This window comes from Microbulbifer sp. Q7, assembly GCF_001639145.1.
Lineage (GTDB): Bacteria > Pseudomonadota > Gammaproteobacteria > Pseudomonadales > Cellvibrionaceae > Microbulbifer.
In genome coordinates this window covers 326,137-341,271 of record NZ_LROY01000001.1, presented here as the reverse complement: position 1 = coordinate 341,271, position 15,135 = coordinate 326,137, and the positions used below count along the sequence as shown (strand labels likewise).

At 46.2% G+C, this 15,135-nt stretch carries 9 protein-coding genes; 5 read left to right on the top strand and 4 right to left on the bottom strand.

Going from position 1 to position 15,135, the window contains the following annotated elements; translation table 11 throughout:
• The first annotated feature begins 582 nt into the window (after positions 1 to 582).
• The 3 genes from AU182_RS01285 to AU182_RS01280 all read left to right on the top strand — a co-directional run bounded on the left by AU182_RS01285 (position 583) and on the right by AU182_RS01280 (position 5,945).
• The gene (locus tag AU182_RS01285; protein ID WP_082859138.1) at positions 583 to 3,378 is read left to right on the top strand and encodes an immunoglobulin-like domain-containing protein; all 2,796 of its coding nucleotides are present in this window, start codon (positions 583 to 585) and stop codon (positions 3,376 to 3,378) included.
• Positions 3,379 to 3,592: 214 nt separating this feature from the next.
• Positions 3,593 to 4,627: a glycosyltransferase family A protein gene (locus tag AU182_RS16155; RefSeq protein WP_082859137.1), complete on the top strand. Its 1,035-nt coding sequence runs from the start codon at positions 3,593 to 3,595 to the stop codon at positions 4,625 to 4,627.
• 22 nt (positions 4,628 to 4,649) lie between these two features.
• Complete coding sequence (locus AU182_RS01280; protein WP_066959598.1) at positions 4,650 to 5,945, top strand: glycosyltransferase family 4 protein; 1,296 nt, start codon at positions 4,650 to 4,652, stop codon at positions 5,943 to 5,945.
• 11 nt (positions 5,946 to 5,956) lie between these two features.
• Here the strand turns inward: AU182_RS01280 and AU182_RS01275 are convergent, their stop codons facing one another.
• Positions 5,957 to 7,027, bottom strand: coding sequence for a glycosyltransferase family 4 protein (locus AU182_RS01275; protein ID WP_066959596.1), 1,071 nt, complete (start codon positions 7,025 to 7,027; stop codon positions 5,957 to 5,959).
• A gap of 722 nt (positions 7,028 to 7,749) precedes the next feature.
• On the opposite strand from AU182_RS01275, the gene AU182_RS01270 reads away from it, so the two are divergent.
• On the top strand, positions 7,750 to 8,364 hold the full coding sequence (locus AU182_RS01270) for a sulfotransferase (protein WP_153039078.1): 615 nt from the start codon (positions 7,750 to 7,752) through the stop codon (positions 8,362 to 8,364).
• A 190-nt stretch (positions 8,365 to 8,554) separates the two neighbouring features.
• A complete protein-coding gene (locus AU182_RS01265; RefSeq protein ID WP_082859135.1) occupies positions 8,555 to 9,772 on the top strand; it encodes a sulfotransferase in 1,218 nt (405 codons plus the stop codon).
• Positions 9,773 to 9,776: 4 nt separating this feature from the next.
• Here the strand turns inward: AU182_RS01265 and AU182_RS01260 are convergent, their stop codons facing one another.
• Genes AU182_RS01260 through AU182_RS01250 form a run of 3 tightly spaced genes read right to left on the bottom strand, consistent with a single transcriptional unit; the run spans position 9,777 to position 15,089 of the window.
• The gene (locus tag AU182_RS01260; RefSeq protein WP_066959589.1) at positions 9,777 to 10,760 is read right to left on the bottom strand and encodes a hypothetical protein; all 984 of its coding nucleotides are present in this window, start codon (positions 10,758 to 10,760) and stop codon (positions 9,777 to 9,779) included.
• A 5-nt stretch (positions 10,761 to 10,765) separates the two neighbouring features.
• Complete coding sequence (locus AU182_RS01255; RefSeq protein ID WP_066959587.1) at positions 10,766 to 12,406, bottom strand: MBOAT family protein; 1,641 nt, start codon at positions 12,404 to 12,406, stop codon at positions 10,766 to 10,768.
• 52 nt (positions 12,407 to 12,458) lie between these two features.
• The gene (locus tag AU182_RS01250) at positions 12,459 to 15,089 is read right to left on the bottom strand and encodes an AMP-binding protein (RefSeq protein WP_082859134.1); all 2,631 of its coding nucleotides are present in this window, start codon (positions 15,087 to 15,089) and stop codon (positions 12,459 to 12,461) included.
• Between the last annotated feature and the right edge of the window lie 46 nt (positions 15,090 to 15,135).

Sequence of the window (15,135 nt, the reverse complement as noted above, 5' to 3'; positions counted from 1 at the left end):
AGCGCTTGCGATGGAAATTGTGATCACACTCGGATGTCTATTTGACTGACCAATCGGTACTGGTCGAGACCACTTGTCAAATGGATGGAAGACCCTGAGTCGGATAGTTGGAATATCTCGTTTCAGCTATTGGGTGATCTATCAATATAGACTTAAGTTATCGTTATCGAAAATATGAATTGCTTCCTGATATTGACCTCCAATCAGTGTATTTTTTACACACCTTAAGTGAACTGGCATAAAACATGCCGGTTAATTTCTTTCGGAAACCGCAATGTTGTGAAGTTGTGATGAAGCGGATAAAGCACCTAGGTTACGCGTACTAGGTCACACACTCAGTGTTTAGTCCTCTTATCCCTCACGGTGGGCTTGCCCGTGTATCAAACTGAACGTGCGCCGCGGCATTGCGTGACTTTTATTCTGTATCTAGTCAATTATTCAGCGGGCTCTGCTACAACAAAAGTGTGGCGTCGCGATCGAAAGCAATACGATTAGGCAAATTCAGGAATTCCTGTAAACCAGTTTGCGCCAATAAGCCAAACAGATGCGCAGCACCGAGTTACCCGAGGTAGAGGTAAAACCATGTTACGAAGGCTCCGAAATTTAGCGCTCTTTTTTTTGATTTTCATTGTGGCTACAGGCTGTGGAGGCGGTAGTGGAAAAGACAAAGGTGAGAAAAACACTCCACCCACAATCTCTCTAGCAGGAGCCTCTGAAGTTTCATTAAAAGTTGGTTCCAACTTTTTTGAACCTGGTTTTACAGCGTCTGATAAAGAAGATGGTGTTTTGACAGATCAGGTGGTTACCGAAAGTGATTTAGACACAGGTAAAGCGGGTAGCTATACACTCACCTATCGAGTCACGGACTCAGGTGGTCTCTCTGCTCAAGTAACGCGGACTGTTCGCGTGGTCGAAGAGTCAGATTCCGGCGAACCTGATCCTGAAAATAACGGCCCCGCTATTAAAAGCCTGTCCGTGGTCGCATTTTCTGACGCTGGTTATAGTGAGTTTGTTCCTCTGGCGGAAGGTGCGGTAGTTGACCTTTCCAAAGCCCCGACAAATCAGCTGAATGTCATAGCGACATCCAATGATGCGTCAAAAACAGGCAGTGTCCACTTCTTATTAGATGGCCCCGTATCTATCGATCGTCACGAAAATGTGGCCATCTATACAATGGCTATCGAAAGCGACAACCTTCATATCGACAAAGGAGAGCTTCCTACTGGTGAATACAGTCTCACCGTGACTCCTTATGCGGGTCCGGATAAAACTGGTGAAAAAGGAAATAGCAAAATTGTCCGGTTTAGTGTTATCGATGGAGACGATGGTGGTCCCCAGTCAACAGTGCCTGCGATTGCCGCGATTGATTTCGTGACCGTTGACAGTGAGGACAATATTTTAGTGTTTGAATCAAGGCTTTCGAGTGGTGAAACGATTGATTTGAATACACTTTCCACAGACCTTTTTAATTTTGTGGCCGAGCCAGTCAATGATGAGCTAACGAGCAGCGTCGCGTTTACTTTGCGGGCCAAAGACTCGAATGAATACATCATTGATCGCTATGAAAATACGCCTGCATATACGGCAGCACACGGTGCTGACCACTTAAGTGTCCAGTCCTCAGTTCTTCCTTCCGGCGATTACGTGCTCACAGTTACACCTTACTCTGAAAATAACAAGGAAGGTGACGCCGGAAAGCAGTTTGTACTCGAATTTAGCGTCATCGGTTACAGCGAATCAGCCGTGTTTGCTGCTAACGACTTCTATCAAATGGAAATCGGCGGTACGCTTGAGACGTCAGAGAGCAATGCTGTTTTCAACAACGACACTGTTGATAGAGATAAAGCGACATTCGCAATGTCGGTAGAACCTAAATCCGGGAGCTTGGAAATGGATGTCACAGGCATGTTCTTGTATCAGCCTGACCCTGATTTTACAGGGACGGATCAATTCGTTTACGAAATCCGACAAGATTCGGAGGTGTCGAAAGCGACGGTCTCAATTGAAGTCACTGATCCAAGCAGTGGTGGCAATCTTCCGCAATACACCAATGAAGGCTTCACCCTGATTATGCCCTCCAATGATTCAAGGGTGATCTATGTCAGTAATTCGGCCGGTAGTAATACAAATGGCTGTCTTTCCGAGAGTTCACCTTGTAAAACTATTCAGGCTGGTATCGAGAAAATGCGTGTGGGTTACCCGGACCATATTTATCTGAAGCGAGGAGATAGTTGGGAAACCGGAAATATCAAAATACCCAGCGGTAAGTCTGTGTCTGAACCTTCGGTGATGGCATTTTATGGTTCAGGACCGCGCCCCAAGATCGTATCTTCAGGTAACCACCTGCGTCATATCCATGGTGACTCGAAATACATCAGTTACATTGGCCTGCATTTCTACGCTTATAAAAAAGACAGGTCAAATCCAGGCTTCGACCCTGTGGATGACGATACGCTGTCATTTATGGGGCCCAATCATGATATTTTGATCGAAGACTGTCTGATCGACCACGCTGAATTGGTAATACAGGAGTGGGAGGGCAGTAAGGTCGGTACATTTACGGTAAGGCGCAATATCTTCACTGGTGCTTACGTTTCCGGAACCAGCACCAGTAGATCTCATCGCCCATCGAATGTTTTTGCGAAAGGTGTAGAACAACTCACGCTTGAAGAAAATGTCTTTGACTACGGCGGTTGGCACCCAGACGTCGCAGGCGCCGGCGCCAATATGTTTAACCACAACGTCTACCTCCAAGCGGGCTCAAATGGGAACAAGCTTCTTTTTAAAGAAAATATTTCTGTTAGAGCGTCTAGTCATGGTGTACAGATGCGTTCTGGAGGGCTTGCTGATAATAATTTCTTTGCACGCAATGCGATCGGCTTGCTTATTGGGTATAACGTTATAGATATTCCTGCGGGTACCCGCGCATACGCATATGACAATGTGGTGTCTGAAGGACAAAGTATGCACAAGGGGATAGACGGGTGCTCTGCTGACAATCTTTGCACGGGGGCTCTATACGGAATCAACCTGGGCGGTGACCTCGCCGATTTCATTGCTCAAGATAATATCGTATCAAAGCGCAGTCCCGACGAAACTCAAGATTATTCAACTCTGAACATTAAGGGATTTGCGGTAAGCAGCAATGTTCAGATGTCCGGAAATATTGAGTACAAGTTTGAAAGTGAGGACGATATTGGTGCAAGCTATAGAGATCCCGAGCGTACACTGGCTGACTACAACGCTTACCTAGGTGGTGATAGAAGCTTCGATGCCTTTATGGATGTGGTGAAGCAGCGCCCCTTACAGTCATGGGATACCCGATATTCTGCGCCAGCCATAAATGACTATATACGAGAAGGCTTCCTTATCGACTAGCATTATCAGAGCCCCGAAACACAATCGGGGCTCTGACTTTACTCCTTCGAATTTCCTCGCAAGATCCCTCGCTTTTAACCAAGACGGAAAATGATATTTGCGCAAATTCTGGCCAGCCAACATCGTCGATGTTGCCCTCCCGTTAATGTTAGAATGTGATTCTAATATCGGTGCCTAATTTCACCTTCCACTCAAGCTATCAGGGAAAGATAAAATGATGAGTTGGTCTTTGGCCTTGGCAACCTATGAGCGAAGGGATGTACTTGAACAATGTATCCACTGCATACTTGCTCAGTCCTACCGGCCCAAGGAGATAGTAGTAGTCGACGGCAGTCGTTCTTGGCGGGAAAATAAAGCAGCGGTGGAGGCGCTACTTCAGGACGAGCATGGTATAACGCTTATTTATGAGGAAGCGTTAGTTCGCTCAGCTGCAGCACAACGGAATCAGGCAGCCGAAATTTGTAGTGGAGATGTATTGTTTTTCATCGATGACGATACATTGATGTATCCAGAATGTGCTGAACGCATAATGGAGATCTACACAGCCGATAAAAATTGCCAGATTGCAGCTGTTGCAGGTGCAAATGTAGGGCAAAATCCATTAAATTGCTCAAATTCAAAAGAAGCAAGCTTGTTGTCCTCCAGTCCAGGGGGCGGTGTAGTAAAAAAAGCTGTGCGTTTCATTTTAAATGCAAACAGTCGCTTTTTGCCCTACGAAGACAGTTTCCCCTCCCACGATGCGCCTGAATTTTTAAAAGATTTCAAGGTCGCTTTTTGCAATACATTGCCTGGCTTTTCACTGACTATGCGTTCGGAAATTGCCAAGAAAGAGAAATTCGATAATAGGCTGCTCAGATACTCGGCAGAAGAAGATAGCGATATCACGTATAGAGCTTCTAGATCTGGATTACTAATAAAGTCTCTAGATGCCAAACTCCATCATATAGGATCGCCAGGTGGTCGCCTGAGCACATATACAACAACAGCTCTCACGGCAATAAACCTTGTATTTCTACATAGAATAAACAGCCCTGATTTAAAAAGTTCAAAGTTCAGGCTCTGGAAATTTTTGTTGCGTCGCTCAGTGATCGAAGCTGCAAAAGATGTCTATTACAGAGACCCATTATTCCCAAGATTCAGAGGAATTATTCGTGGGATACACTCCATAGGGTCTCTGTTGAATACAAACATGCAAAGTAGTATCGAAAAGTTTTGTTCAATTCAGGAAAAGCTGGTTCTGGATAAATAGTCAATTCTTGGCAGAAATACATATGGACGTGAAAAAATACAAAGTACTGGTATTAGCTGAAGCGGCAAATCCGGAGTGGACGAGTGTACCTTTGATCGGCTGGTCTTATGCCGAAGCGTTAGGGCGTTTATGCGATATTCACCTAGTAACACAAATAAGGAATAAGGCAGCCATTGAACGGCAAGGATGGGTCGAAGGTAAAGAGTTCACAGCATTAGATACAGAGCTAATTGCAAAGCCGATAAATCTTATTTCACGCATTGTTCGTGGAGGAGATAAGCTTGCCTGGACTGTTGCTACGGCCTTTCAATCATTTATATATCCTTATTTTGAGTATAAATGCTGGAGACTATTCTCGCAGAGATTGAAAGACGGTGAATTCGATGTGGTGCATCGAATTACACCGGTCAGCCCGACCGCACCGAGCTACCTTGCTAAAAAACTGAAATCGATCGGTATCCCATTTGTGGTCGGGCCGATGAACGGCGGAGTTGAGTGGCCAGACCAGTTCAGTGATCGAAGGCGTCAGGAAAAAGAATGGCTTACCAAGTTTCGGAAAATGTACAAACTGTTGCCAGGCTATAAATCAATGCGTAAGACGAGCTCGGCAATTTTAGCCGGATCTAGAGCAGTACAACAGCAATTGCCAAAGTACGCTAATGATAAAGTAATCTATATGCCCGAAAACGGAATAGATACAAAAAGATTCACGGTCACTGGTAGAGAATCATTAGGTAAGCCACTACTGAGAGCAGTATTTATAGGGCGCCTGGTCCCCTACAAGGGAGTGGATATGGCAATCAATGCGATTCAACACGTGGCTTCACTTGGTAGGATCCGGTATGACGTTTTTGGTGCAGGGCCAGAAATGGAAAAATTGCAAAGCCAGATTAATTCTTTGGGCCTCGAAAAGAGTATAAAACTACACGGGAATGTCGCACATTCTGAGTTAAGTGCTCATCTAAAGGACGCCGATATACTAATTTTTCCAAGTATCAGAGAATTCGGCGGAGGAGTAGTTTTGGAGGCTATGGCTTGCGGAATTGTCCCGGTGGTCGTTGATTACGCTGGTCCTTCCGAACTGGTGGACGAAAGCTGTGGCTATCTGGTAGAACTCGGTAATCAACGGCAGATCGAATGTCGACTGACCTCTTTGATCGAACGGATTATAGAGAATCCGAGCGAATTGATTGAAAAAAGCAAAAACGGGATGTCGAAAATCAAAGATAAATATACCTGGCACACAAAAGCAGAAAATACCCTGCGCATCTATTCGTGGGTGCTAGGTGAATCTGAAAAGCCTCAGCTTCCCTATTAATCTTCGGAATGCTAACTGGCAACCGTATCCTCAAAACGCTTAATCGAATTTTCCCAAGATACGTCCTTGACGGAGTCGATACAATGAGCGCGCATAGTGAGCCTCTCGGGGTGTGCCATATCGGCGATCTTTTGAATCGCAGTTGATTGGTTCAACATGTCATCTATCTCCGAAAGGTATCCGTTTTTACCGGGTTGGATGTAATCTACAGCGCATCCAGCCTTGGTGGCGATTACAGGGCAACCACAAGCGAGAGCCTCAAGAATCGGAAGGCCAAATCCTTCAGTGCGACTGCTAAAGACATAGCCATCTGATAACGCGTAAGTTTCTCGTATTTGAGATTGACTAGGATTCTCCAGTACTGTTACCCCTTCAATAGATGTATGCCGTGCTATATCTTCACGACCAAATATGATCAGCTGTATATCCGGTCGAGTCTTCTTAGCATGCAGGAATGCTGAAATCGTGACATCGAAGCCTTTAAACCTTCTTTTCGAGTACATTGTGCAAAAGACCGTAGACCTGGGATCCGGCTTCTTCTCCGGGTAAAACATAGACTTATCTACTGCATTCGGTACAAGATGAACATTAGCATCTCCATATTTTTTTGCCATGACGTTAGCTAACCAATTTGCTATTACGATTTTTGTTAACGGGTAACGATAGCTGGCTTCGACTTTCTCTCTTGGAAAATGCGGATGGGTTTCATGGTGCTGGACGAAATAAAATTTCTTTCCCTTGCGTTTGCTGAAACCGTATGCCCAGTCCGCCGTCTTCCACCAGGTAGCGATAACGACGTCTGCATCTGGGACATGTCTGTCTCTCAATCGATCATTACCCGGCAACAGCTTGACACGAACCTTCTCTAGGTTGGAAAAATGTGAATTCTCAACGTAATCCTTCCTCTCTCGCCTCCGAAGAATGCCGCTCAGCCACTTTATTGGATTTTTGGTCTTAGGTTCGCCGAACCCACAAACGATGGACACTTCATGGCCGAGAGCGGCAAGCCCTTCCGCATATATCGCGACAACTCGACAGCCTCCAGAATAATTAGGCTTAGGGTGCAGAAAACAGATTCTCAATGTCGAAGCTCCAGGCTGTATCCTTACAAATCTAAGCTGCTGCACGGATCTAGGATAACGTCATTGGGCGACCTTCCCTTAAAGGGGCATTACCGCTGATGAACAACGCCAGAATCCGAAGAATATTTTATTGGCTTATGAAATGTAGATGATTTAAGGGTTTGAACAGATATTAACCGCAACAAAGGTTCTTAGCCAGAGTAAGATGTTTCGCGCTACCCCGCTATTCTCGTGCCGGTAAAAAATTGAAAAGGATCTGGTGTGACACTTTGGTTAAATATATTCAGACCAACACAAAACGGGTATATCCTGCGTCTTCGGATCTAGTGGAAAAATGCGCCAATAAAGACGATTAATTGACTCGGTTTTTATCGGTTTCTGTAAAATGGAATGTATCTGGCTGATACTCGTTCGGCCATTAACTCCAGGGCCAATCTCTGAGCTGGAACTGCCCCGCTCTTGGTCGCGCCTCTCATTTGTTGTAGGGATGCTACTTCAGTCGGAGCGAATACTGCAGTACCCTCACATATTGAGTGAACTTTTCTTCTATAAACCGCATCAGGTAGCTCCAATTCGGTGTGATGTGAGGCGCCACCCAAAGGTCTTCCGTTGATTTCACTCAAACTAGTCCGCTGCGTCTCAAGAGCTATTTATCAATAAAGAGAGAATACGTTCTCGGAAACAGCCCTTAAATACTAATCTAATGTTGATCTAGGATAATTATGAAAATTTTTGGTGTCGGTCTCTCCAAGACTGGAACAAGCAGTTTGACGAAGGCTTTGAAGATACTTGGGTATAAAAATTCGATACACAACCCCTCAGAATGGCTGCATCTTGACGACCAAAAAGAACTAATCTTCGATTTTGATCAGCTTGATGGCATGGATTCAGCGACAGATATCGAAATCGCCTACTACTTTAAAGAGCTGGACAAACGTTATCCCGGGTCGAAGTTCATATTGACAACAAGGGGCATCGATGGATGGTTGAGATCCTGCGAAAACCATTTTAATGACCAATTAAGTAGTTCGGACGCCGAAAGGGTTTTACATAAGGCACTTTACGGTAGCTCGGTTTTTAATACAAAGATTTTCAGGTCGGCTTATACCAATCATGTAAATGAAGTTGCATCATACTTCCGCGGAAGAGAAGATGACCTTCTTGTTCTTCCTATCGAATCAGAGAAAAAAATGGCATTGCTGGCTGACTTTTTGGGTATTGACGGCAATATCCATCGGTACCCAATTGCGAACCGGGCGTTTCCGTTGCCCATATGGCTAAAATCTCGGCTACGAAGGTACCCAGTACTTATGAAGCTGCGAAACCAGTTTCGTTAGCTGTTGCTTTGAAATCATCGTTGTAGCGGTTGTAGCGGTTGTAGCGCTTTCTTCGTACCATTTGACACTTCCGATTTAGTTAGATGGAGGTGTGTGCAAAAGCGGGTTAGGTTCCTTTTGGGGTCAATAGAATAGCTATCTGCGATAGAATGATCGCTTTCTATGACCAAAGACATTCATTGCGGCCGCCATGACAAAAATAGCTTCAGATTCTGCGTCACCTGTTTTTATCGTCGGACCACCGAGATCAGGAACTTCGCTTCTGTCAGCCATACTTGGCAGTCACAGCCGGATTGCATGTGGTCCTGAAACGGATCTATTCAGAGCAATACCGCTAGAGACCGCCGTTCAGATAGTTCGTGAGAAGGATTGGCGCCAGCTGGCCGTCCTGCAACTTAAAAGCATTCTATATCCGGATGGAAAGAGTATGCTGAGCCATTTTGGACTGACAGAACAATCGATTAATAAATACCTGTGCACTCAAGAGCCTACCGCGTCGGCAATTTATTCAGCAATTCCAGCCGCATTCGCCTATAGACATGGAAAAGTACGATGGGCAGAAAAAACTCCCCGGCACATAATGTATGCAGACACCATTAGACTGCTCTATCCCGATGCAAAAATAATCCGCATAATTCGAGATCCTCGCGACTCTATTCCATCAGTAGTAAAAAACATTGGCTTGTCCAAATCATTTGTCGGCGAGTTCTATCGCTGGATGTCAGTGTATGAACAAAGTGAACCGTTTTTTCGTGATGATTCAGGCTCGGTCACCGTTCGTTATGAAGATCTGGTGGTAAACCCGTCAAAAGAAGTCGGCGCGATTTGCAAGTTTATCGGTGAAGATTTTGAGCCTGAAATGCTTGAAAGGTCTGGAGCAGATCTTGTACGTGTCGAGACCGAGACATGGAAAGGAGACATTGATAAGCGGATTGACGCTGACTGCATATACGACTGGAAGAGAAAATTAAACCATCGTGTGGCGAAAGCAGGATCGATAATCTGCTACGAAGCGCTGGAAGTATTTCGATACCCGGAAGGGATAAAGCCCAATCGGGATATTAAGGTATTCCCTTTGGGAGAGAATTTCGGTGTCGTAAACGAATCCTTCATCATCGACAGCGCCCAAAATGGCATCAGATATTCTACAGCCGGCAAGTCTTATCCTACATCGATATCTGAAGCATTTGTCTGCCATCAGGATGTTTTAATTGGCGACTTGCCGCTTGGGAAGGGTGCGATGGAGAGAGTTTGGAATAGCATGAACGCCATTTTAAGAATCATATCGCGATTCGTGCGCGGTACGCCCGTCAAGGTCGATCCTAATATCCAGCTTGGAGTCGGAACTCTTAGTCGAGTAGTGACAGCGGTTGCATTACGATTTGGACACAAAATGCGGATAGGTTAGCTCACTAATACCTGGCTGCATCGTAGGAGCAATATCCGTCCATTCGGCCAGCGAGATCCCTCACCGTCAGACGGGTCCTGTGTGCGACCCCCGTTTCGTTTAAATGATACTCAGTATCAAAAAAATATGAATCAGGGAGAAGATAGGCTACAGGCCTACCTGCGAAAGCGACACCTTCCGCCCGATAGAAATCGACTATTTCATCAAAAAAATCGAGAAATCTTTCCGAATCATATTCCTCAAAGTACATTAGGTTAGGTGGCGCTCCGACTATGCAAATGTTGTTCTCTCTCGCCCAGGAGAAATATTGACGAAGCACTGATTTCGAGTATTCAGAAATCTTTCCGTTGCCTATGTCCTTAGGCTGCAAACCCTTCAGTCGTGCTGTATAACTCATAGCCTGCTCGAGGCTATTTCTTATCTGGTCCCCAGAGGGACTTACGTTGCCAACATTGTATACCTTGGCCGAACGACCCTGATAGCGATCACTGCCTCCGCTAAGCCCTTCGAATATCCGTCCGAACGAGACGGTGGCATAACCAAGTATCTGATGCGCAATAGGTAGCGAGTGAAAATACTCAGGATCTCTGGCTAAAAGAAAGTCCATCAATTGTGACGATGGCGCAGCGTCTTGCTGATAGAGCGCATACTCAATCGGTAGATAAACAATATCGCCTGGGATCAAGGATCCTTTGCTCCGCTCAAGTATATAGCTAAGTCCAAGACCAGCATGTACACCGAAATTCGTCGTTGGCCGATGTAATTTCTCCTCTAGCTCCGTGGCTGAGATCCCAAAGAGGCTATTTGATCCGGCGACGATCAAGAGTTTATTTGAATGGGCAGCTCTGGCATGTTCTTCTTTGACATGATACAGGTCGTGAGCCCATTTGGAGCTGGATGTGGGCACGCCTTCTTGCAGTTGAATAAGAAGGACAAGCATGGCTAAGCCTAGGAATACACCAAACGAAAAAGCGATGTAATTGCGCATAGTATCTAGAAGTTAAAGTACAGGAACTCGCTATTCGGCGAGGATGCGATTATTTTTAATGAAAGGGCAAAAAGCACCCCCGCAATGACCATCACTCCAGTAGTTTGTATTGTATCTATGCGACCTTTGCTTGGGAGGCTAGTGGTCTCAGAAAACCACCGAATAATTTGATTGGAGTTGGGTAAAAAGAACACAATGAACATTGCAGCGAAGATAAATCCAAAGCCCTTGACGTGGGGAAATGCACCAATGGAAAGTCCGGGGGTTGGGTCGGCGAATATCGAAAATATGTACGGGGCGATAGAGAAAATCTGCTGAGGAACATTAATTCCATTAAGCCCAAAAGCTCCCCGAAGGATGGACAATGCCCCATCCAGTGACTCTGCTCGAAAAAACGACCAAGTCAAGGATACGAGCAAAAATGTAGTGAAAATACCGAACCCACGATAAACAGAAGGGTAAGGAAAAAGGCGATAACCAGAGGGCTTCTCTGATATTGGCGGAACGGTCCGCGGTGAATGACCGTGGCTGTTGGAGCTCAAACCTACAGAAAGTACCTGCCCTGAAGTTGACGTGTCGGCTGTAAAATTCAGCAGCGACTTAGCTTGAGCCCACCAGTGATTTACGATCAAGTAAGTGCCATGCAATCCACCCCAAATGACGAAGTTCCATCCTGCACCGTGCCACAATCCGCCAAGTAGCATAGTCACAAATAGGTTTAACGATCTTGATCCCCTCTTGCTACCGCCTAATGTTATATAGAGATAGTCGCGTAAAAAATGCGATAAAGTGATATGCCACCGGCGCCAGAACTCAACGATATTTGCCGACTTATATGGGGAGTCAAAGTTGATCGGCAAATTGATACCGAACATTTTCGCTAAGCCAACCGCCATATCTGCGTAACCACTAAAATCAAAATATAGCTGCAACGCATAAGCTAGAAGCCCACCCCAGGCATCGAGTAAGGCGGGTGCTCCACCACTATCAGCGGTAGAAAAAACTGGAGTCGCATAATGGGAAAGCTGGTCGGCAATAATGACTTTCTTCGCAAGCCCGATGACAAAGAGTAATAACCCAGAGGATATTTGCTCATGCCTTATTGGTGTGTATGGCAGAGCTGAAAACTGTGGGGCAACGTCTTTGTGATGAACGATGGGGCCCGCAATAAGCTGGGGGAAAAATGATACGAAAAGTAGATATTGGTCGAATTTTTTTTCAGCGCCCGCTCCGCGGTAAACATCGACAAGGTATGCAATCTGCTGAAAAGTAAAGAATGAAATGGCGAGAGGTAATAGCAGCTCGGGGGTGGTGACCTGAAGGTCGGAAACTCCTGAAATAATCGTCGAGAAAAAACCAAGATATTTGTAGAAACCAATAGCTGCAAGATTTCCAATAATGCCAATGATCAGGAATAGCTTGGGCCTATCACTGCAAGTGATTATTTTTCCAAGCATGAAATTAAGCACGATAGAAGATAATAGCAGCGCTAAATATAGGGGGTTCCACCATGCATAGAAGAATAGCGAAGCTAGCGAAAGCCATGCGAGCGCAAAGCGGAAGAGAGTCACATGGCGCAGAATATAGTAGCCGACCAAAACGGACGGCAGGAATATCAAGATGAAAGTAATAGAATTAAAGAGCACGTCGATTCCATGCCAGCATATTTATTTGTGAATTTTCGCTCTGTAAGCGCTGCTAAATATGTAGCTCCAGATATCGCGCAACATGCTCCGCCTGTCCTGGCATTAGAAGAGATCGATGATTGCCGGGCGCTTCGTAGGTAATCAGGTTTTCACAATATTTATTCCATCCTAGATCCTTAGATGGTTTCTCGCCATATAGGTGTATTCGGTCACGGGCCTTAATCAGTACTACCGGCCGTTGAATAGGGGACAGGCGAGTTGTGAAAATTGCATTCTTCCGTACTTGATGTCTTACGCGAATATTTATCGACTCTTCGTTACAATCATGTGCGACAGAGCTGGGTAAAGCGTTCCTGTGGGTAGTACGTGAACGTCTGCTGTTAACCCGCTCCAACAAGTATCTCGGACCTTGCTTGAAAATATTCTTGATGTGCTGCGTTACTCGGAAATGGAATCTCTGGTGGGCGGTAAATGCCTCTGGTGTTACCGTATCAAGCAACCCTGTGAACGCTACCTCGTGCCCGAGCTTTTCGAGCTCTCGAGCGACCTCAATGGCAATAATCCCGCCAAAGGACTTCCCGGCCAGGTAATAAGGTCCCTTTGGTTGCAGGCTGGTAATTACGGTTAGATATAGCTCGGTAATTCCAGCTATGGAATCTGTTGTAGTGGCCGCAGTAGACGCGGCGCCTTTAATGATTAGATCCATCTCCTCGGGAAGGTATATGGCGTAGACTGATCGATCCGTTGATAAGGTCTTTGCTAACTCGAGATATTCGACAACTCCATTGATCAAGAGCAGGGGCGAAATATCGTTGCGCCCCGATTTTAATTGCAGGTACCCTGGATCGTGGGTGAGGCTTACTGAATCAGTGATATCCTGGTTTGACTGTCGTTGTTCAATCAGGGCTGATTGTTGACGCACGGTGGTATTGCTAACAATATCAGCGATAGAGAGATTGACAAGACACTCTGTAGATATTTTGGTAATAAGACGGACTGCCGAAATCGAGTCCCCGCCCAACTCGAAGAATTGACTGTTTGCATGAACTGAATTTGCACCCAAAAGTTCACGCCAGATATTCGCCACCTTGATTTCAATATTATTACTAAGCGGCAACTCTTCATTCGACTGAAGTACTCGACAGTCGCTCGGTGCCGGTAACTTGGCTCTGTCAACTTTACCATTGTGATTGGTCGGTACTGACTCAATTTCAAGATACAGTGAGGGCACCATATACTCTGGGAGAAGGCCCCTAGCGATGGCCTTTATATCGCTGACCGTGGCGCCTACGGATCCATCGGGCAAAATATAGGCCACTAATGCCGCTGAATTGGACTCCTCATTGAGGCATTTTGCTGCGACAACGCAGTCTTTTATTCCTGGTATCCCTTTGAGCGTGCGCTCTACCTCAAGGAGCTCGATCCGATTTCCATTCAGCTGAATCTGGAAATCTTCCCGGCCGAGCATCTCATAGTTTCCTGCCTCATCGACGCGCGTCATGTCTCCCGTCGCAAAGTATCGGCGGCCGTCTATCTCGCGAAATTTCTGTTGATTCAGGTCTTCGCGGTTTAAGTACCCAGCAATGACTCCTGGACTCGAGACAAACAACTCCCCACTCTGGTCCTTGCCTACCTCCTTGCCATTCTTATCGAGAACCAGCAGCCTCACATTTTTCTGCGGCCTTCCGATTTTTGTTTTGAGTGGAGCTAGCTCTGCTACGGGCCAGTAGGTAACCATACAGCTTGTCTCGCTCGCCCCGTAGTTCACATAGAGATGCACCCACGGAAGCAGGCTTCGGATCTTGCATAGGAGGTCGGGGGGAACGTTGTCTCCACCCGTAAGGATGCGTTGGAGGTTTTTAAGGCGTACGGCCCTGCTCGGCTCCGCTTCCACGAATTCTATGAGTCTGGCAAGTAGCGTAGGCACAAAGTGCCATACAGATACCTGGCAGGCTGTGGAGAAAAGGGCATCTAGTTGAAGGATATCGTCGCGTTCAGCAATCATGATCGAGCCGCCAACCGCAAGAAGTGATAGGAGTTCAAAAGTGCTGATGCTAAAGGACGAGCCAGCGACAGAAAGTATGCTATGCGAACTGTCAAGCTCGAAGCAGTGTGCCGATGACGACATTCCGTGAGCGAGATTCAGCTGTGAAGAAACTGCGCCCTTCGGCCGTCCTGTAGTCCCGGAAGTGAAGAATATGTGAGACTCGTCGCTTAGAGTCACCGGATATGCTTGAAACGAATTTGCTTGATGCGCTCCAAGGATTGATAAATGATCGTACGTGTGAAGCTGCGAAGAAAAACATCCAGTTATTGTCTCTTGTATCGCACATCCATCTACATCCAAATATACGATTGCGGCGGGCTGTATATCCTCCAAAATCATTCTGATTCTTGCTACGGGGAAGCTCGGATCAACAGGCACATAAGTTGCCCCAAGCAGGTGTGTGGCGAGCAGGCCAATAACCAATTGCGGACAAGGATGCATTAATAGCGATACCCGAGAGCATTTGGTAACGCCTGCGCACTGTAGTCCGGCAGCAAGCTGGCGTGCGGCAGCCATCAAGTCGGAGTAGGACAGCTTATTGTTCTTATGTATGAGTGCAATCTTGCCCGGGAAGCCTTCCGAATTGCGTTCTATCTGTCGAATCACCGGAACGTCGAAGCCGTATGATAATCGCATTGTGGCGTCGGAAGAGTCGGGTGTTACCCGAATTTGGTATGCGCCG